This window comes from Xanthomonas nasturtii, from assembly GCF_001660815.1.
Lineage (GTDB): Bacteria > Pseudomonadota > Gammaproteobacteria > Xanthomonadales > Xanthomonadaceae > Xanthomonas > Xanthomonas nasturtii.
On sequence record NZ_LYMI01000011.1, the window covers coordinates 62153 to 82970 of the forward strand.

Below are 20818 nucleotides of genomic sequence, written 5' to 3' on the forward strand. Positions count from 1 at the left end.
GCTTTTATTGCGGAGTAGAGGTGCGAAGCACGATCACCCGATACTGACCTCTATCGCCATAGCGCGCGCCCTTCTTCTCGACCTCCGCGCATAGCCTGTCTTTGCCGCAGGGAACCAGATTGGCGCGGATCACACGATCCAGATAGGCGACTTCTGCCCGGCGCTGCGCGGCTTCGGCCAGGATCGGTTTGGCTGCGATGACCGCGTAAGACGCACCACCCACGGCCATGATGGCCCCAACGACCATGGCGAAGAGGCCGATCCACATGCGGCGTTGGGCAGTGGTTTCCAGGCTGCGCTGTGCCTGCGCGTAGCGTTGGGTGGCCTGCTGAAGCGTCTGTCCCGCAGCGGCCATCTGTTTGTTGAACCGCGCGGCTGCCGGTTCAAGTGTCTGCTCCAACGCCTGATGGCTCAATTGCGTCAGCCGCGGGAGCGCGTTCTCCAGCACCCGGTTGATGCGCTGATCGGCGTTAGTGACTGCGCTCTGTAATAGCTGCAGCTGTTGCCGGACCAGATCTTCCAGGCGTTGCTCTGCTTGCTGTTGCGTGGCAATCAAGGTTGCCATGACATCGATCGCTTCCCGCAATGTCTGATTGGATGCCTTCAACGCGGCGTCGGCATCGACCACTACAGCTCTGCCCTGCATCTCCATCGTGGTGTTCCTCTCAAAAAATCGATGCGCTGTACGAGCGGCCGGTCACCCACCGCCACCGCCTCCACCACCTGCACCACCACCTCCTCCGCCATCGCCACCACCGCCATCACCCTGCGGTCCGCCCTGCATCATGGGTCCGTGGGCGAACTGCGGCAGCGTCATCACCATTACCGGGCCACGGCTGGTTTGCACTTCTGCTGGCATGTCCATTGCCAGCGCCTGATGTGCGGTTACCTGTTCCTGTGCTTCCTGCATGGCCTTGGCTTCCAGGTGTTCACGGCCGCGCTGGATCAAGGCATGGGTGCTGGCGCTGTTGGCGATCCGCTTCAAGGCTTCATCGATCGCCAGGTCGTTCTTGGAGTCGATGGCATAGATCAGATCGTTGACGTCCGAATTCTTGCTGATAGCCCTACGCCTGGGTTGCAGTCCATCGCTCTGCTCGCTGCCTGTCTGCGCAATAGCGGTATCTGCATCTGTTCGGGAGACGGCGCCTTGGGAACTGGAAGCGATTTTCCTCAGCGCGGAGGGGCCATCCGGGTCGTATCCGTCACGCAATTCCAGCGCCGTATACGGTTGTTGACCGCGTGCGATGCGCGCTTGCCGCGCTTGTGAGATGCGGTTTTCTGTCTCAAGATCCTGTTCGAGCTGGACGCGCAACGCACGCAATTTTTGTAGCGTTGCCTGCCACGATTCCGGGCTTCCAGGTGCTGGGGCAGCGGGTGCGTCCTGCTCCACAGTCTGGGCGACCGAGGGCACCTGGATTGCCGGAGCTACGCTTTCAGGCGAGTCGGCAGAGCGATCGGCACGGTCTTCTTTCAGTGATTGCCCAACAGTCTGCGTGAGGCGGTTGTGCGATGACATTGCCGCCGAATTATCAAGAGCTTCCATCGCTTGCCACTGCGACGTCGGCGTGTGTTGCGCGTTGTTGTGCTCAGCTGCCATCGGTGTGGCGAGCGATCGCGGCGTTGGTGCGCTGGTCATCTGAGCCAGATGCGCGTGTGCGGGGTCATTGGATTGTTGCGCAGGCACATCGTGCCCAGCAACCGACGCTGGCGCCGTCGGCAGCTGTTGCTCGCGCACAATTGCATCATGTTGCGGATATGCCGATGGTTCATGCGCGATCGCAGCGGTTTGCGCGTCGCGTTGTTCCGTGTCGCGGGTGCGCTGTTCTCGCGTCTGTTGGCCGAGTGTATGGGGCTGCGCCATCTCGGCTGCCTGCGATTGCCCATGCGATACCTGCTGCTGCGCCTTCGTCTGCGCGTGGGTGTGCGTTTCGTGCGCTTGCACGTTCTGCACTTCAAGTGCCGGCTCGGGCTGCTGCGCGTCTTGGGTCTGGTGCTGTACCTGCTGAGCAATTTGATGTGCGCGTGGCTCCTGCTCGGGCGTTACAGCGTCCTTGGCATGCAGCGGCTGTTGCTCAGGACTGCGAGCGTCCTGAACCTGCTGCTCCTGGGCGTGCTTTTGCACTTGCTGGGCCTGAGCTATTTCCTGTTCCCGCTGCTGGTTGTCCTGGGCCTGACGCTCCTGCACCTCCCGCTCTTGGTGTTCGCGCTGCTGCGCCTGGTTTTGCCGATCCAGCACCGCGTGTGCCTGCAGCGCTTGTTCGCTCTGCGAGCGGCCTTCACGCTCGGGCTGTGCCTGCTGGATGTGTTCGCGCACCTGCGCGGCGTGTTGCGCTTGCGCAAGACGCTCTTGTTGTTCGCGTTCCTGCCGCGCCTGCGCCACGCGTGCCGCCTGCGATCGCGCCTGCAGATCCAGCACCAATTGCGGGCCGGACGATGCGTTGGCGCTCGATGCATCGCCGTTGGCCGAGCCATCCGATGCGTGCCCCGTGGCGGTGAAGTGAAGTGCCGGCTGGTCCGGCGAGGCCGGCTGCGTCTGTTGCGCCCGCACCTGCTGCAACGCCTGACGGATGTCCTCACTGCTGGTGACTGCGGCAAGACGGTCCACCCCATCGGCATCGCGTTGAAAATGCGCGATCGGGCTATCGGCACCAAACGCACCGGTGGGGCCGCGTTGAAGTTTCATCGAGCCATCGCCGGCAAGGCCATGTGCCGCGCGCGTGCGCTGGGTCGCCAGATCGATCGCCTCGCGCCACTCCGGCTTCAGTTCGGTGCCAGTGATGCGGTAGCGATACAGCGTTTCCTCGCGCTGCAGGTCCTGGGCAGACGGCGGGGTTTGCGCAAGCGCCGCAACGGCCTGGGCATGTTCGGCCAGCGCCGGTTGCAGGAGCGCGCGGGTGGTGTCCAGCTCCAGCGCCACATTGCCTGACGCAGCGCCACTCGCGCCGGTCCAGCGGCCGTCGGCATCGCGGCGATACTGCTGCCCGTCGGAGGCGGTGAGGGCGTCTGGATTGGGCAGCGCTTGGCGGAGCGTGTCCGACAATGGCAAACCGGCCGCCGCCCAGCCGCTGCGCTGATACGCCAGCTCATAGCGTGCGGCAATCGCGCCGGGGCTGTTGGCGATGTTGCCGGCGATCACTTGCTGCGCTTGTGCGTCCAGTTCCGCTGCGCGCGGTGGCGGTGCGATATCGGTACGGTAGACAGCGCTGTCGGCGTCTGCGACCACACCGCTTTGCACCGTGCGCCGCCATTGCCCATCGCTGGGATCGCGCGCCCAATCGGCCGCGCTCAGGCTGGGCGGATCGCCGGCGCTTGCCGGCAGGCGATACGGATTTTGCGGTGCGGGCGCATCTTTGAGCGCCAGCGCGGCAGCGGCGTTGGTGGCCTGGTAGTTGAGTTCGCGGGCTTTGGCGTAACTGGCGACAATCTGCGTGGTGGTGGGGTTGTCGATGCCATCGTTGCTGGTGTCGGCTTGGCCTTCGCGCGTCCATGCAGTGCCGTTGAACGACCACTGCGTGCCGGCGCGGTCGGTCTGGTTGTAGATGGCGCGGTTGTCGAGCAGGTCGGCGGCCTTCTCGCCGGCCTTGCTCATCACATAGGCATCGGCGGCGATCAGCGCCATCGGGCCAGCGCCAGATGCACCCAGGGCATACGCAGCAGCCGTTCCGCCGGCCCAGCCACCGACGTTGCGGCCGGCGAAATGCGCAAGCTCCGATTGCGCGGCCAGTGGGTTGCTTTGCGAGAGCAACGTGGCGATCTTCTCGCCTGACGCTTGCGCCTCGTACAGCGTGGCGGCCACGCCCAGCGCGCCAGCGGCGCGCACGCCAGAGCTGGCGAGCATCGGTGGTGGGTAGGGACGGATTTCCAGCGTTGCGGCATCAACAGACTGCGACAGCCGAGCGATGAAGGCATCGCCATTGGTGGAGATGGCCGTGTCGATCAGCGCCGTCCGCTGAAACGGCCGTGCGCTCTGAAGCATGTGCGCCAACTCGCTACGCAGCGCTTCGGGCGCTTGTACGGGGATAGTGGCAACCTCGCCTGGGGGCACGTAATACCCGTAATCGGCGGTGAGCTGGCGCAACTGCCCATCGGGTGTCGCACGGTCTACTTTCGGCCACCCGCGGAACAGCAGATTGCCCTCTTCCGAGCGGTGAAGCACGTTGATGCGCGGATCGGTCGGCTCCTGCAGGCGATAGAACAGCGGCTCGCTGATCAATCCATTGTGGTAATCGGTCATCAGGTTGAGCGTGCGGATACTCATCCCATCGCGCAGATAGCCGCCGCCCATATTGGAGTGATAGGCGGCAAGCGAAACATGCCCGAAACGGCCATCGTCGGAGATGCCAAGCGGGATGCTGTGCTCGGCCTTGAACAAGCCACGCCGTTCTTCGCTGGCACTGAACTGCACACCGCCCACCACTGACGGCGGCAAGCGCCGGTCGAACAGCTCCATGTAGCCGGTGGCGACCGGGTCGTACAGGCCCACTGTCATCGGCGTCAGACCGGGAGGCTGGTGATAGCGGTTGTAGGTTTCGATCAAGTTGCCGTTTGTATCTGAAACCAGGGTCAAACTTTCCTCATCTGGAATGCCGCGTGCGTCTATCATGCGGGCAAGTAGCGGAACCTGGCTGGCACCGCGACTAAACCCTTCAAGATGAAAGGCAATCTTGGCTTCGGGATCCGCCTGGAAGATATTCTGCGACTGTGCCTTCAGGCGCTCATACATTTCCTCGGCCCGAAACAGGCTGGTGCGGCCGGTAGCGCCATCGAGCGTTTTTGCGAGCAGACTGTCCTGAGTACCGGGGCCTTCGATGTATTCGACGTAGAGTCGTTTCTCACCAGCCTTTTCCAGATCCTCCAGTTGTTGGCGGAACTTGGCAACATTGGTGGCATGCAGCGGGTCTTTGTAAAAATCATTGCCTGTGCCATCCATCAGACCGACGATCAGATACGAGTGCGGGTCGGCACGATCCAATAGTTGCGGCACCTTGAGCCGAGCGAGATCTTCCGCTGCTTGTTCGTAGGTACGCAGTTGTTCTGGTGTCGCGGTATAGTGCGAGACATCATCGAGCGGCAGGCCATCTTCGCCGAGCTGCAGAACGATCTTCTTGTCCATTCGAGCGCTCCCTCAGTAGGTCTTGGTCCAGGCCAGGATCAAGTCGTTCCGGCTCATCTTCAAACTGGGATCATCTGGAGACTTCAAACGATTGGTGAGCACCCATGACTTCAGATACACATTGATCGTGCGGTCATTCACTTCCAAAAGAATTAGCGCAACTTTCCTTTTGTGTACTGCCCAATACTCAAAAACTTCTTCTTTCGGAACGTTATGCAAGATCAGATGGCCGGGGAAAATCTTCTCCAAATCGACTTCGACATAGCGCTCTACGCCGTCCATGGCCGTCCAGCGGATATCGACTGTCGATGGAAAGCCGCGCGTCTCGAATTCTTCGGTGCTGCCGAAGCCTCCAGTCCAATGATCTTTCCAATCGGGCGCGCAAGGCTCACCCGAAGGCTTATTCAAGTCGCTGGCCGAATGCTGCTGTCGATCGAATGTGATGCTACACCGTAAAGTGTGATAACAGCGTGCCCCAAACGAATAACTATCGAACCGCAGCGGCCACGGCTCGTGCGGCATCTTTTTCTCGAACGGATTCTTGATGTTGAACATCTTAGGATCGCCACTCTCGGATGGGGGTGCTTGTTGTATCGGGAGATACAGGTCAGAACTGCAATATAGCCTGAGAAATCCGCTTAATGTTTAACCGCATTGGTGGCAGGTAGCGGGCACTTATGAGCATCTTTACCTGCGCCACCAGGTCGAAGATCAGATACGAATGCGGGTCGGCCCGGTCGAACAACTGCGGCAACTTGAAGCGATATAGGTCCTGCGCCGCCTGGTCGTACGTTTGCAGGTGCTCCGGTGTGGCTGCGTAATGCGACACATCGTCCAGCGGCAGGCCATCTTCGCCCAGTTGCAGCACAGCCTTCTTGTCCATGGCGCATGTTCCGTCAGTAGGTCTTTGTCCAGGCCAGGATCAATTCGTTACGGCTGATTTTTATGTGCGGATCGTGTTCGGGGTCCGCAAGGTGCTTGGTCAGGACATCGGCCCGCATATAGACATTGATGGTGCGGTCGTTGACTTCCAGCAAGATGTAGACGTGATACCGCCCGTTTCCGGAATAGCCGTGGACCATGAAAAATTCATCGATATCTTCTCTGGCAACGTTGTGCAGAATCAGATGGCCGGGAAAAATCTTCTCGAAATCGACTTCGACATAGCGCTCCACCCCATCCATCGCCGTCCAGCGGATATCGACTGTCGAAGGAAAGCCGCGCGTCTCGAATTCTTCGGTGCTGCCGAAGCCTCCAGTCCAATGATCTTTCCAATCGGGCGCGTAAGGCTCACCCGAAGGCTTATTCAAGTCGCTGGCCGAATGCTGCTGCCGAGCAAAGGTGATGCTGCATCGCAGGGTGTGATAACAGCGAGCATCGAACGAATAACTATCGAACCGCAGCGGCCACGGCTCGCCAGGCTTTTTCCTTGCCAGATGCAGATTAGGAATGTTGAACATGTGGAGGGACTCCATGTCGAAGGGCGCGGTAGTGAGTCATGTGGTTATCAGCTAAAACACACGCAGCGAAATATAGCAAAGCAGGCTCGTCCTGCATCCAACAAACGCACCGCTGGGTCGCCAGATCGATCGCCTCGCGCCACTCCGGCTTCAGTTCGGTGCCAGTGATGCGGTAGCGATACAGCGTTTCCTCGCGCTGCAGGTCCTGGGCAGACGGCGGGGTTTGCGCAAGCGCCGCAACGGCCTGGGCATGTTCGGCCAGCGCCGGTTGCAGGAGCGCGCGGGTGGTGTCCAGCTCCAGCGCCACATTGCCTGACGCAGCGCCACTCGCGCCGGTCCAGCGGCCGTCGGCATCGCGGCGATACTGCTGCCCGTCGGAGGCGGTGAGGGCGTCTGGATTGGGCAGCGCTTGGCGGAGCGTGTCCGACAATGGCAAACCGGCTGCCGCCCAGCCGCTGCGCTGATACGCCAGCTCATAGCGTGCGGCAATCGCGCCGGGGCTGTTGGCGATGTTGCCGGCGATCACTTGCTGCGCTTGTGCGTCCAGTTCCGCTGCGCGCGGTGGCGGTGCGATATCGGTACGGTAGACAGCGCTGTCGGCGTCTGCGACCACACCGCTTTGCACCGTGCGCCGCCATTGCCCATCGCTGGGATCGCGCGCCCAATCGGCCGCGCTCAGGCTGGGCGGATCGCCGGCGCTTGCCGGCAGGCGATACGGATTTTGCGGTGCGGGCGCATCTTTGAGCGCCAGCGCGGCAGCGGCGTTGGTGGCCTGGTAGTTGAGTTCGCGGGCTTTGGCGTAACTGGCGACAATCTGCGTGGTGGTGGGTTGTCGATGCCATCGTTGCTGGTGTCGGCTTGGCCTTCGCGCGTCCATGCAGTGCCGTTGAACGACCACTGCGTGCCGGCGCGGTCGGTCTGGTTGTAGATGGCGCGGTTGTCGAGCAGGTCGGCGGCCTTCTCGCCGGCCTTGCTCATCACGTAGGCATCGGCGGCGATCAGCGCCATCGGGCCAGCGCCAGATGCACCCAGGGCATACGCAGCAGCCGTTCCGCCGGCCCAGCCACCGACGTTGCGGCCGGCGAAATGCGCAAGCTCCGATTGCGCGGCCAGTGGGTTGCTTTGCGAGAGCAACGTGGCGATCTTCTCGCCTGACGCTTGCGCCTCGTACAGCGTGGCGGCCACGCCCAGCGCGCCAGCGGCGCGCACGCCAGAGCTGGCGAGCATCGGTGGTGGGTAGGGACGGATTTCCAGCGTTGCGGCATCAACAGACTGCGACAGCCGAGCGATGAAGGCATCGCCATTGGTGGAGATGGCCGTGTCGATCAGCGCCGTCCGCTGAAACGGCCGTGCGCTCTGAAGCATGTGCGCCAACTCGCTACGCAGCGCTTCGGGCGCTTGTACGGGGATAGTGGCAACCTCGCCTGGGGGCACGTAATGCCCGTAATCGGCGGTGAGCTGGCGCAACTGCCCATCGGGTGTCGCACGGTCTACTTTCGGCCACCCGCGGAACAGCAGATTGCCCTCTTCCGAGCGGTGAAGCACGTTGATGCGCGGATCGGTCGGCTCCTGCAGGCGATAGAACAGCGGCTCGCTGATCAATCCATTGTGGTAATCGGTCATCAGGTTGAGCGTGCGGATACTCATCCCATCGCGCAGATAGCCGCCGCCCATATTGGAGTGATAGGCGGCAAGCGAAACATGCCCGAAACGGCCATCGTCGGAGATGCCAAGCGGGATGCTGTGCTCGGCCTTGAACAAGCCACGCCGTTCTTCGCTGGCACTGAACTGCACACCGCCCACCACCGACGGCGGCAAGCGCCGGTCGAACAGCTCCATGTAGCCGGTGGCGACAGGGTCGTACAGGCCCACTGTCATCGGCGTCAGACCGGGAGGCTGGTGATAGCGGTTGTAGAGTGGCTGGCCGTTTTCGTCAATGCTGCGGATGCCGCCGTCAAGATCGGGAATGCCGCGCGCATCGATCATGCGGGCCAGCAGCGGAACCTGACTGGCACCGCGGCTGAAACCTTCCAGATGGAAGGCAATTTTTGCTTCTGGGTCGGCTTTGAATATTTTCCGGGACTGATCAATCAGTTTTCGATGCATCGTTTCAGCCCGGAACAGGCTGGTGCGTCCAGTAGCACCATCGAGCGCTTTCGCTATCGGACTGTCTTGGGTGCCGGGGCCTTCGATGTATTCGACGTAAAGCCGTTCTTCACCGGCCTCTTTCAGACTCCTGAGCTGAGCTCTGAATTTCGCAACGTTGGTGGCGTGCATCGGATCTTTGTCGGCGTCATTGCCGGTGCCATCCATCAAGCCAACGATCAGATACGAATGCGGGTCGGTACGATCCAGCAGCTGCGGCACTTTAAGCCGAGAGAGGTCTTCAGCTGCTTGTTCGTACGTACGCAGCTGCTCTGGTGTCGCGGCATAATGCGACACGTCATCGAGCGGCAGGCCATCCTCGCCCAGCTGGAGAACGATCTTCTTGTCCATTTCCAGCGCTCTCTCAGTAAGTCTTGGTCCAGGCAAGGATCAATTCGTCACGACTGATCTTCTTGAGCGGATCATGTTCTGGATCGACCAAATTTTTGGTCAGGATGTCGGTCCGCATATAGACATTGATCGTGCGGTCGTTGACCTCCAGAAGAATATGCGCGTTGCGCCAGCCGTCCCCAAAGTAGCCGTAGACCATCCAGAACTCATCTACATCTTCCTGGGGGACGCTGTGCAGGATCAGATGGCCGGGAAACACCTTTTCCAAATCGACTTCTACGTAGCGCTCCACCCCATCCATCGCCGTCCAGCGGATATCGACTGTCGAAGGAAAGCCGCGCGTCTCGAATTCTTCGGTGCTGCCGAAGCCTCCAGTCCAGTTATCCTTCCAGTTCGGCTTGTAAGGCTCTCCGGAAGGCTCAGCCACATGGAGAGAATGCTGCTGCCGAGCAAAGGTGATGCTGCATCGCAAGGTGTGATAACAGCGAGCATCGAACGAATAACTATCGAACCGCAGCGGCCACGGCTCGCCAGGCTTTTTTCTCGCCAGATGCAGATTAGGAATGTTGAACATGTGGAGGGACTCCATGTCGAAGGGCGCGGGAGCGATGCAGGTATGTATCAGCTACAGCACACCCGTCGAAATATAGCAAAGCAGGCTCTTCCTGCGTACAAGAAATGCACCACGTCACCAACTCGATCGCCTCGCGCCACTGCGGCTGCAACTCCGTTCCGAAAAGACGGTAGCGATACAAAGTCTGCTCGCACTGCACTTCCTGTGGCGATGGCGGCGATTGCTGGATGGAGGCAACGCGTGAGCATGCTAGGCCAAGGCCGGTTGCAGGATCGCGCGGGTGGCGATGTTGCACAGCAAGCCGCTCAGTCCTTACGGGCCAAGCTCACCACCAGACTGTTCGCAGTGATTCGGAAGCTGCCCAAGATCTACATGATCGGTCGCCGGACAAGCTGCGCATCAAGCTGCCGCTGCCGGAAGGTGTGGATCGTTTCAATACGGCACGCGGGTTGTTGACGATGCTGGCACCGAGATAACAACCACACCTCACCGGTTGCGTTTGCTCTTTGCAACGACCTCGACCATGCACCTCGCAAGGATGCGTCGATCGCATTGCGGTCACTGGGCAAATTGAATCGAATGCGATGCGGAATTTTCGCTAAACCCATCACGTCATTCACTCCAGGCGCGCCACGTAAGCTGCTTGCCTCATGCGCCTTATCTGCAGCGACGCTGCAGATCGCCCTGCCGCAGGCATTAAAGATTTCGGCCGAAATGCGGCTATCTGTCCTGCAGGACTGTCCGGGACATTCGCCTCCTGAGCCTGCTTGCGACAAAGCTGAGCAGTTAATGCCCAAGCGGTGACGTGCTTCGCAAATCCGTCATCGCGCTGAATTTTGCCTAAATATTTCGATTGGGCGCCGATATCTGCTTAGACCGGCATGTCCGCGTGCGCAGAGTTGCCCACGCAAGCCCACGCCGCAGCGACCTTTCCCCGCGTCATGGCACGCATCCGTGCGTCATCGCATCGCTTGAGGCATCAATGAACACCCCACTGTCCGATCTACCCGCACCGCTGACACTCGCCCTGGAGGGCGAGATGACCATTCGTCGCGCGGCCGAGCTCAAGCCGTTGCTGCAACCGGCCTTGCTGCATCCGGGTGGTTTGCATCTGGATCTGGGCGCGGTCAACGAGATCGATACCACCGGCCTGCAATTGTTGCTGGCCACCAAGCAGGCGATCCAGGCCGATGGCCGACCGTTTTCGCTGACCGATTCCAGCCGTGCGGTGGTCGATGTGATCGAACTGCTCGGCCTGCTCGAAGCCCTGTACCCGCATGCGGTTGCCGGCATCGGCGAACGCATCCACTAACGGACTGGTGACGCGCGCATGGACATGAACCAACTGATGCAGACGTTCCTGGCCGAGAGCCGGGACCTGCTTGAAGACATGGAACGCCACCTGCTCGAAGCCGAGCGTGGCGAGTCGTCGCCGGATGCGGTCAATGCCATCTTCCGCGCCGCGCACACCATCAAGGGTTCCGGCGGCCTGTTCGACCTGCCGCAGTTGGTCGGCTTCACCCATGTGGTGGAAAGCGTGCTGGACCTGGTGCGCGACGAAGCGCTCACGCTCAGTTCGGAACTGATCGGGCTGCTGCTGGTGTGCTGCGACCATATCCACGCGCTGGTGGAAACCGCCGCAGACCCGAGCCACGCCGACCCGGCCGCACTGGCTGCCGAAGCAGAGCCACTGCTGGCGCAACTGCAGACCTATCTGCAAGGCAGCGCCTGCGGCGTGACCGCAACCGCCATCCAGCACAGCACGCCGGAAAAACAGAGCGGTTACTGGCGCATCACGCTCAAACTATTCGCCGACGCGCTGCGTTTCGGCAACTCGCCGCTCAAGCTGATCCGCAATTTGCGCAGCCTGGGCTCGGTCGAAGCGATCAGCACCGATCACAGCCAGCTGCCGAGCTTTGAAGAGCTCGATCCGGAAGCCAATTACTTGGGTTTCCAGATCCTGTTGCGCAGCGATACCGACCGCGCCGCGATCGAAGAAGTGTTCGAATTCGTGCGCGAAGATTGCGATCTGGAGGTCGTGGCAGTGCCCGCACCGACCGACATTGCCGCCATTCCCGAAAGCGCGCCTACAGCTGTTGCAACGGCACCGATTGCCAGCGTGCTGGCCGCAGTTCCCGCACCCGCACGCCCCGCAGCGGATGCAGGCGCACGCAACAGCGATGCGCGCTCCATTCGCGTGGATGCCGACAAACTCGATCGCATGATCGATCTGGTCGGCGAACTCATCATTGCCGTGTCCAGCACCAACGCCAATGCGCAACGCACCGGCGATGCGCAATTGCTGGAATCGGCCTCGATCCTGGCCGGCCTGGTCGAAGACGTGCGCGAAAGCGCATTGCAGCTGCGCATGGTCAAGATCGGCGGCACCTTCAGCCGCTTCCAGCGCGTGGTGCACGATGTGGCGCGCGAACTGGGCAAGGACATCGCGCTGGTCGTTGCCGGCGAAGACACCGAACTGGACAAGTCGGTGGTGGAAAAAATCGGCGACCCGCTCACCCATCTGGTGCGCAACGCAATGGACCACGGCATCGAGCCGGCCGATGTGCGCGTGGCGCGCGGCAAGCCCGCACGCGGCACCGTCGGGCTCAATGCGTATCACGACTCAGGCAGTATCGTCATCCAGATCACCGATGACGGCGGCGGCTTGAACCGCGACCGCATCCTGGCCAAGGCACTCGAACGCGGGCTGATCGAACCCGGCCGCCAGCCCACCGATCGCGAGGTGTTCGCGATGATCTTCGAACCGGGCTTTTCCACCGCAGAAAAGGTCACCAACCTCTCCGGCCGCGGCGTGGGCATGGACGTGGTCAAGCGCAACATCACCGCATTGCGCGGCACGGTCGACATCGACAGCACGGCCGGCGTGGGCACCACCATTTCGGTGCGCTTACCGTTGACCCTGGCCATCATCAACGGCTTCCAGGTCGGTGTCGGTAAATCGGTGTTCGTGGTGCCGCTGGACGTGGTGGAAGAGTGCGTGGAGTTCACGCCCGACTACACCAGCGACTACATCGACCTGCGCGGCAGCGTGCTGCCATATGTGCGTCTGCGAGAGTTGTTCGCACTCGGCGGCAAGACGCCCGCGCGCGAAAGCATCGTGGTGATCCGCCAGGGCGCGCAGCGTTTCGGCCTGGTCGTGGATACCTTGCTGGGCGAATGGCAGACGGTGATCAAGCCACTGTCCAAGGTCTTCGCGCAGGTCAAAGGCATCAGTGGCTCGAGCATTCTGGGCAGCGGCGATGTCGCGCTGATTCTGGATGTGCCCAGCCTGATTCAGCAGTTGCACCCCAACCAGGACGCGTTGGCGGCCTGAGCGCTCGCAGCATCGCTATCGCACGAACCGCGTCGTTTGTCGTTACCTGACCCCAGGAAGCCACCGCCATGTCACACCGTCTCCCGTTCGCCACACAGTTGTGGTTCACCGCCGCGCTAGCCGTCGCCCTGCCCGTTGTGGTGGTCGTCGCCGGCTCTACATTGACGCTGTCGCACGCGGCCTTGCTGGGCGCCAGCATCGCCGCCGCATTGGTCAGCGGCGCCTTGCTGGTCTGGGCAATATGGATCGCCAGCGACTCGCTGGTGCTGGCCAGCACCACGCTGGAGGCGTTCTCGCGCGGCAACTTCGATATCGCCCTGCCGCAGACACGCGACGAGCGGGCCGGCGACGTGCTGCGCGGCCTGCGCAAGGTGCAGAGCGGCATCCGCCACGTCAACGAAGAGATCAACCGCGTCTCGCGCGAACACGATGCCGGGCAGATCGAGGCGCGCATCGACGTGGCGCGCTTCGACGGCGATTTCCGCACCCTGGGCGATGGCATCAACCGCATGGTCGCCAGCCATATCGCAGTGAACAAGCAGGCCATGACGTGCGTGGCCGAGTTCGGCCGCGGCAACTTCGCCGCCGAGCTGGAGCGCCTGCCGGGCCAGAAAGCCTTCATCAACGACGTGGTCGACCAGATCCGCGGCAACCTCACCGGCCTGGTCGCCGAGGTCAGCCGCATGTCGGCCGAGCACGACGCAGGCGATATCGATGTGGTCATCGACACGCAACGTTTCACCGGCGATTTCCGCCGCATGGCCGAAGGCATCAACGCAATGGTGGCCAGCCATATCGCGGTCAAGAAGCAGGCCATCACCTGCGTGGGCGAATTCGGCCGCGGCAACTTCACCGCGCAGCTGCCGTTGCTGCCGGGCAAGAAGCGCTTCATCAACGACACCATCGAACAGGTGCGCGGCAACCTCACCGGCTTGATCGCCGAGATCAACCACATGTCGGCCGAACACGAGGCCGGCGATATCGACGTGGTGATCGACAGCGCGCGCTTCGATGGCGACTTCCGCAGCATGGCGTTGGGCATCAACCAGATGGTGGGCGCGCATATCGCGGTGAAGAAACTGGCGATGGGCGTGGTGGCCGAATTCGGCCGCGGCAACTTCGATGCGCCGCTGGCGCAGCTGCCCGGCAAGAAGGCCTTCATCAATGACACCGTGGAGCGTGCGCGCGGCAATCTGCGCAGCATTTCCGAAGTGATCCAGGTGATGGGCGCGATGGCCGAAGGCGACCTCACCCACACCGTGGAAGGCCGCTACGAAGGCGCGTTCGCCGACATGCAGCGCTACGTCAACACCACCATGAGCCGGCTGACCGAGATCGTCGATGAGGTCAACCGCAACGCCGAAAATCTGGCCAGTGCGTCGGAAGAAGTCAGCGCCACCGCGCAGGCGCTTGCGCAGGCCGCCAGCGAACAGGCCGCCGGCGTGGAAGAAACCAGCGCCTCGCTGGAGCAGATGACCGCCTCCATCGCCCAGAACACCGAAAACGCGCGCGTCACCGACAGCATGGCCGCCAAGGCCGCCAGCGAAGCGGCCGACGGTGGCGACACCGTGCGCGCCACGGTGGTGGCGATGAAGGACATCGCCAAGAAGATCGGCATCATCGACGACATCGCCTACCAGACCAATCTGCTTGCGCTCAACGCCGCCATCGAAGCGGCGCGTGCCGGCGAACATGGCAAGGGCTTTGCGGTGGTGGCTGCCGAAGTGCGCAAGCTGGCCGAGCGTAGCCAGATTGCCGCGCAGGAAATCGGCGAAGTGGCCGAATCCAGCGTGGAACTGGCCGAAAGCGCCGGCCGCGTGCTTGGCGAGATGGTGCCTTCGATCCGCCGCACCTCCGACCTGGTGCAGGAAATCGCCGCTGCCTCCGAAGAACAGACCGCCGGCGTCAGCCAGATCAATACTGCGGTCGGCCAGTTGAACCAGACCACCCAATCGGCCGCGGCCAATGCCGAAGAGCTGGCGGCCACGTCCGAAGAAATGAGCGCACAGGCCGAACAGCTGCAGCAGTTGATGGGCTTCTTCCGGCTGGGCAATGGCGGGCGCGGCACCACCTCGGGCAGCAGCAGGCCGGGGCCGCGCCGGATTGCAACGCACGCGCCCGCCGCTGTGAGCAGCGCGCCGCCGCGACGCACCAACGTGCGCCAGATCAGCGCGGTGGCCGCCACTGCCGATGCGATCGACGAATCGCAATTCGCCAGCTTCTGAGGAGCCGACGATGCACGCGCACACTGCAACCGGCCCCAACGCGCTGCCGTCGCCGGCACCGCAGCAATACCTCACGTTTTTGCTGGGCGGCGAGATGTTCGGCCTGGGCATTCTGGGCATCAAGGAAATCATCGAATACCGCGCGCCCACCGACGTGCCGATGATGCCGCCGGCGCTGCGCGGGGTGATCAACCTGCGCGGCGCGGTGGTACCGGTGGTGGACCTGCAGCAGCGCTTCGGCCGCACCCCCAGCGCGATCACCAAGCGCAGCTGCATCGTGATCGTGGAAATCGCGCACGGCGAGGTGCATCAGGTGCTCGGGCTGTTGGTGGATGCGGTCAGCGAGGTGCTGGACATCGCGCCGGCCGACATCCTCGACACACCCAGCTTCGGCGCCGGCATCGCGCGCGACTTCATCCATGCCATGGGCAAGATCGGCGAGCGTTTCGTGATCCTGCTCGATGCCGATTCCGTGCTGGGCAACGACGCACTCGCCCAGCTCCCGGCCGCCGAACTGGCGGCGTGACCTCACGCATGCACCCAAGGACTCCCATGCGCCCTGCCCTTCTCTCCTGCAACTGTGCGTTGGCCGGCCCGGTCCTGGTCGTGGACGACAGCGTGGTCCAGCGCGAACACGCCATGGCGTTGTGTCGCCAGCTCGGCGCCAGCGTGGTCGACGGTGCAGTCGACGGGCACGCGGCACTGGAATGGCTGACGGGCGCCGACGCGCCATCGCTGTTGCTGGTGGATCTGGAAATGCCCGGCATGGACGGCGTGCAGTTGCTCGACGCCCTGGCCCGCGGCAAATACAGCGTGCCGGTGGTGGTGGTGTCGCAACGCGGCGGCGCCCTGATCGATGCGGTGATGCAACTCAGCCGCAGTGCCGGCGTGCGCGTGCTCGGCGGTATCGAAAAACCGATGAACCTGCAGGACCTGGCCACCGTGCTGGATTGCGAACCGGAGCCGGCCGCCGACGCTGCCGTGTTCGCGCCGGTGGCGATTTCGCCGCTGATGTCCAGCGGCGGCGCGGCCGCCTCGCGACTGGATCGTGCGATGCGCCGCGGCGAGATCCGCGTGGCCTACCAGCCCAAGCTCGATCTGCAGGATGGCCGCCTGCGCGGCGTGGAAGCGCTCGCGCGCTGGCGCCGCCCGCAGGGCGACATGATCGGCCCGGACCGCTTCATCCCGCTGGCCGAGCGCGAAGGCCTGATCCATGCGTTGACCCAGCAGGTGATCGACAAGGCCATTGCGCAATTGGTGGACTGGCGCGCCGAAGGCTTCGAGCTGAGCCTGGCATTGAACCTGTCGCCCCGCTTGCTGGGCGAAGAGAATTTTCTCGAGCAGCTGTGCGGCAAGCTGAGCGACAACGGCCTGAGCCCGGCGGACCTGGTGCTGGAACTCACCGAAAGCGCCATCGTGGAGCCGGCCAATGCCTTGAGCATGCTGGCGCGTTTGCGCTTGCATGGGTTCGGCCTGTCCATCGATGACTACGGCACCGGCTTTTCGTCGCTGCAGCGTCTGGCCAGCATCCCGTTCACCGAACTCAAGCTGGACCGCAGCTTCGTGCATGCCGCGCATCGCAGCCGCAGCCAGCGCACCGTGCTCGAATCCACGCTGGAGCTGGCGCATCGGCTGGAACTCACCGCCGTGGCCGAAGGGGTGGAAACGCCCGAGGATTGGCGGCTATTGCGCGAACTCGGCTGCGATCTGGCACAAGGCTATCTGATGGGCTCGCCGATGCCCGGGCCGATGCTGTCGGAGTGGTGGCGCGAACATGCCGTACGCATTGCGCGCCTGAGCGATAACAGCGTCCCCAGCGACGCGGACGTGGCCTGAGCCGATGAGTACCGCCACCGCCATCACCGAACAGGAGTTCGGCCGCTTCCAGCGTTTCATCTTCGACGCGGCCGGCATCAGCATTTCTTCCGGCAAGAAGGCCATGCTGTGCGGCCGCCTGGGCAAGCGCCTGCGCGAGCATCAGTTCAGCACATACACGCAGTACCTGCAGCTGCTGGAAAGCCGCCAGGACCGCAGCGAGATCCAGACCGCGATCGACCTGCTCACCACCAACGAAACCTACTTCTTCCGCGAGCCCAAGCATTTCGAGCTGTTGCGCAAGCTGGCCGGCGAACACCGTGGCGGGCTGCCGTTCCGCTGCTGGAGCGCCGCCAGTTCCAGCGGAGAAGAGGCCTACAGCATGGCCATGGTGCTGGACGACACCTTGCAGGGCCGCCCGTTCGAGGTGGTCGGCAGCGACATCAGCACCCGTGTGCTGGCCAAGGCACGCACTGGCCATTACGCGCTGCAACGCATCGACGGCATCCCGCAGGCGTATCTCAAACGCTACTGCCTGCGTGGCCAGGGCGAGTACGACGGCACCTTGCTGGTGGAGCGGCGCCTGCGCGAGCGCGTGCAGTTCGTGCATGCCAACCTCAATACCGCGTTGCCGGCCTTGGGCAGTTTCGATGCGATTTTTCTGCGTAACGTGATGATCTACTTCAACGGCCAGACCAAGCGCGAAGTGATCCTGCGCGTGCTGTCCAATCTCAAATCGGGCGGGCATTTCTGCATCGGCCATTCGGAAAGCCTGAGCGAACTCGACATCGATCTGGTCCAGGTGGCACCCTCGATTTTCCGCAAGGCATGACCCAAGGATTCACCGTGTCGACAGCGCTCAATCGCCCCACCACCCCCCCTATTGCCCGTAGCAACGCCATCAAGGTCCTGGTGGTCGACGATTCGGCGGTGGTGCGTCAGGTGCTGCTGGGCGTACTCAACGACGCGCCCGGCATCGAGGTCATCGCCACTGCCGCCGACCCGCTGCTGGCCATCGAAAAGATGCGCCAGCAATGGCCTGACGTGATCGTTCTGGACGTGGAAATGCCGCGCATGGACGGCATCACCTTCCTGCGCAAGATCATGAGCGAGCGCCCCACCCCGGTGGTGATCTGCTCCACGCTCACCGAAAAAGGCGCACGCGTCACCATGGATGCACTGGCCGCCGGCGCAGTGGCAGTGGTGACCAAGCCACGGCTGGGGCTCAAGCAATTTCTCACCGACTCTGCCGACGAACTGGTCAATACGGTGCGCAGCGCGGCGCGCGCCAACGTCAAGCGACTGGCCGCACGCGTCACTGCGGCGCCGCTGGAGGCCGAGGTCAAACACACTGCCGATGTGATCCTGCCGGCGCAGAGCGGGCGCGCCCTGGCGCAGACCACCGAACGCATCGTGGCCATCGGCACCTCCACCGGCGGCACCCAGGCACTGGAAGAAGTGCTTACCGCCTTGCCGCGCGTATGCCCCGGCATCGTGATCGTGCAGCACATGCCGGAGAAGTTCACCGCCGCCTTCGCTGCGCGTCTCAATGGTTTGTGCCAGATCGCCGTCAAGGAAGCCGCCAACAACGACCGGGTGATGCCGGGACGCGCATTGATCGCGCCCGGCGGCAAGCACCTGCTGCTGCGCCGTAGCGGCGCGCAGTATTTCGTCGAAGTGATGGAAGGCCCGCCAGTGAATCGGCACCGCCCGTCGGTGGATGTGCTGTTCCGCTCCGCCGCGCGTGCGGCCGGCAGCAACGCACTGGGCATCATCATGACCGGCATGGGCGATGACGGCGCCGCCGGCCTGCTGGAAATGCGCCAGGCTGGCGCACGCACGGTGGCGCAGGACGAACACACCAGCATCGTGTTCGGCATGCCCAAGGAAGCGATCAAGCGCGGCGGTGCAGACCGCATCCTGCCGCTGGGTGCGATGGCACGCGAGATCGTGACGCAGCTGCAATAACCAACGGACGTCCGCGTCACGCGCGAACGGATCTGACCGGGCCACCGCACTCCCTTCTCCCGCCTGCGGGAGAAGGTGCCCGAAGGGCGGATGAGGGCAACCGCTGAGCAACCAGCTACAGCTGCGACTCCAGCGGCAACCAGCCCATCACCGTCGCGGTGCCACGCCGCCACACGCTCGCTGCCGGCTCGCGCGACCACACCTCGGGCGGTTGCGCCGCATCGTCGTGCCACCGCAGTGCGCCCTGGTCCAGGGTGACGCGATAACTCACCGGCGCACTGACCTTGCGGTTGTACAGCCGCTCGAGTTCTGCGGTCACCGCACGGTCGTTGAACAGCAGGCCCATTTCGGTATTGAGGTTCATCGAGCGCGGGTCGAGGTTGAACGAGCCGATAAAACCGCTGCTGTCGTCGACCACGAATGCCTTGGTATGCAGACTGGCGCCACTCGAACCGAACAGGCTGCCCTCCGGTTTGCCCATCGGCTTGAGTTCGTGCAGCCGCACGCCCTGTTGCAAGAGCGGCACGCGATAGTCGGCGTAACCGCTATGTACGGCCACCACGTCGTTGGCCGCCAGCGAGTTGGTCAGAATGCTCACCCGCACATCGCGACGGCGCAGGTCGCCGATCCAGCGCATGCCGTCGGCACCCGGTACGAAATACGGCGAAATCACTTTCAGTTCGCGCTGCGCATGCACCATTTCGCCAATCAGCACCGGCGTCATCCAGTCGGCTTGCGGCGGTGCGCCTTCTGCTTTTTCCGGCGGGTCGGAGACGATGCGCGCCTGCGATACCCAATGCACCGGGCGGTCGCCCTGCATCAGTTCGCGCACGCTCGGCGAACGCCGCAGGCGTTCCACATACGGATTCGCACGCGCCGATGCCATGCCAGCATCCAGGCTGCCGCGCAGCGCATCCAACGCCTGCGGCCTGGCGGTGACCAGGGCGGCCAGCGGCAAGGCGTTGGGGCTGTTCCAGTAGGCGTCGAATACCTGCTCGGCCTGGCCCACGGCCGGCCCCATCAGCGCTGCGTCCATGTCCATGAAATTGGTGTCGCGCGCCGCATCGAAGTATTCGTCGCCCACGTTGCGCCCACCCACCACCGCGATGCGGCCATCGGCAATCCAGGCCTTGTTGTGCATGCGGCGGTTGATGCTGAACATGCGCAGCACCATCTCCACACCGCGCATCAAGGTCCCTTCGCGGGCGCGGGTCGGGTTGAACAGGCGGATGTCGATCAGCGGGTGGCTGTCCAGCGCGGCCAGCACCGAATCGCTGCCGTGGATATTCATGTCGTCCAACAGCAAGCGCACGCGCACGCCGCGATCGGCCGCGCGCAGCAACTCGTTGTGCAGCAGGTTGCCGGTGAAATCGGCATGCCAGATGTAGTACTGCAGATCCAGGCTGCGCCCGGCAGCACGCGCGGTGAGTGCACGCACCGCAAACGCATCGATGTTGTCCGGCAGGATCACCATGCCGGTCTGGTCGGTGTGCGCCTGTTGCAGTGGCGCAACCACCTTGTCGATGGGGGTCGCCATCCCGGTGGCAGGCAGTGCATGGCTGACCGGGCCGCGTTGGCGGTCGGCAAAGCGCCCGTAGCCGTACAGCGACAGCGTGCTGGCCAGCACCAGCAGCACCAGCGCAATGCCGCCCCATTTGAAAACCTTACGCTTCGTCACTACCGGCTCCGCACTTCACAGCGCGGCAGTGTAGAGGGCGTGCACGCACACTGGTGTGCAGGCGCTGCTACAAGCAGGCCCGACAATACAGGTGAAAACCAGGCAGTTGTGTTGCAAGCGACCGACCAGACGACTGCATGCCTCACCGCGCAACC

12 protein-coding genes and 5 pseudogenes are annotated in these 20818 nt (G+C 63.1%); 7 read left to right on the forward strand and 10 right to left on the reverse strand.

What is annotated here, in order from left to right; all coding sequences use genetic code 11:
* Positions 1-4: 4 nt before the first annotated feature.
* The 9 genes and pseudogenes from A7D16_RS05635 to A7D16_RS05665 form a co-directional block, all read right to left on the reverse strand.
* Positions 5-762, reverse strand: a pseudogene (locus A7D16_RS05635) (hypothetical protein).
* Positions 698-3742: pseudogene (locus A7D16_RS22365) on the reverse strand (hypothetical protein); the annotation flags it as partial. The pseudogenes A7D16_RS05635 and A7D16_RS22365, both read right to left, overlap by 65 nt.
* Positions 3743-4561: 819 nt before the next feature.
* A pseudogene (locus A7D16_RS24520) lies at positions 4562-5113 on the reverse strand (phospholipase effector Tle1 domain-containing protein); the annotation flags it as partial.
* A 12-nt stretch (positions 5114-5125) separates the two neighbouring features.
* Positions 5126-5668: a hypothetical protein gene (locus tag A7D16_RS05645; protein WP_064630648.1), complete on the reverse strand. Its 543-nt coding sequence runs from the start codon at positions 5666-5668 to the stop codon at positions 5126-5128.
* Positions 5669-5720: 52 nt separating this feature from the next.
* On the reverse strand, positions 5721-5996 hold the full coding sequence (locus A7D16_RS05650; RefSeq protein WP_064630650.1) for a hypothetical protein: 276 nt from the start codon (positions 5994-5996) through the stop codon (positions 5721-5723).
* Positions 5997-6009: 13 nt separating this feature from the next.
* Positions 6010-6573 (reverse strand): hypothetical protein, encoded by a 564-nt coding sequence (locus A7D16_RS05655; protein WP_064630652.1) that lies wholly within the window; start codon positions 6571-6573, stop codon positions 6010-6012.
* Between the two features lie 109 nt (positions 6574-6682).
* Positions 6683-7965 (reverse strand): annotated as a pseudogene (locus A7D16_RS21295) (hypothetical protein); the annotation flags it as partial.
* A 582-nt stretch (positions 7966-8547) separates the two neighbouring features.
* A pseudogene (locus A7D16_RS24315) lies at positions 8548-9069 on the reverse strand (phospholipase effector Tle1 domain-containing protein); the annotation flags it as partial.
* Between the two features lie 13 nt (positions 9070-9082).
* Complete coding sequence (locus tag A7D16_RS05665; protein WP_064630696.1) at positions 9083-9643, reverse strand: hypothetical protein; 561 nt, start codon at positions 9641-9643, stop codon at positions 9083-9085.
* Between the two features lie 982 nt (positions 9644-10625).
* On the opposite strand from A7D16_RS05665, the gene A7D16_RS05670 reads away from it, so the two are divergent.
* The 7 genes from A7D16_RS05670 to A7D16_RS05700 all read left to right on the forward strand — a co-directional run bounded on the left by A7D16_RS05670 (position 10626) and on the right by A7D16_RS05700 (position 18985).
* Entirely contained in the window at positions 10626-10955 is a 330-nt protein-coding gene (locus tag A7D16_RS05670) for an STAS domain-containing protein (RefSeq protein WP_064630654.1), read from the forward strand.
* Positions 10956-10973: 18 nt separating this feature from the next.
* Entirely contained in the window at positions 10974-12977 is a 2004-nt protein-coding gene (locus A7D16_RS05675) for a chemotaxis protein CheA (protein ID WP_064630658.1), read from the forward strand.
* A gap of 68 nt (positions 12978-13045) precedes the next feature.
* Positions 13046-15202 (forward strand): methyl-accepting chemotaxis protein, encoded by a 2157-nt coding sequence (locus A7D16_RS05680; protein ID WP_064630660.1) that lies wholly within the window; start codon positions 13046-13048, stop codon positions 15200-15202.
* A 10-nt stretch (positions 15203-15212) separates the two neighbouring features.
* The gene (locus A7D16_RS05685) at positions 15213-15728 is read left to right on the forward strand and encodes a chemotaxis protein CheW (protein ID WP_064630662.1); all 516 of its coding nucleotides are present in this window, start codon (positions 15213-15215) and stop codon (positions 15726-15728) included.
* A gap of 26 nt (positions 15729-15754) precedes the next feature.
* Entirely contained in the window at positions 15755-17038 is a 1284-nt protein-coding gene (locus A7D16_RS05690; protein WP_064630664.1) for an EAL domain-containing response regulator, read from the forward strand.
* A gap of 4 nt (positions 17039-17042) precedes the next feature.
* Positions 17043-17849, forward strand: coding sequence for a CheR family methyltransferase (locus tag A7D16_RS05695; RefSeq protein WP_064630666.1), 807 nt, complete (start codon positions 17043-17045; stop codon positions 17847-17849).
* Complete coding sequence (locus A7D16_RS05700; RefSeq protein ID WP_064630668.1) at positions 17846-18985, forward strand: protein-glutamate methylesterase/protein-glutamine glutaminase; 1140 nt, start codon at positions 17846-17848, stop codon at positions 18983-18985. Before A7D16_RS05695 ends, A7D16_RS05700 begins: the two co-directional genes overlap by 4 nt.
* A gap of 115 nt (positions 18986-19100) precedes the next feature.
* On the opposite strand, the gene A7D16_RS05705 is transcribed toward A7D16_RS05700, so the two are convergent.
* Positions 19101-20663: a phospholipase D family protein gene (locus tag A7D16_RS05705; RefSeq protein ID WP_064630670.1), complete on the reverse strand. Its 1563-nt coding sequence runs from the start codon at positions 20661-20663 to the stop codon at positions 19101-19103.
* Positions 20664-20818: the final 155 nt, after the last annotated feature.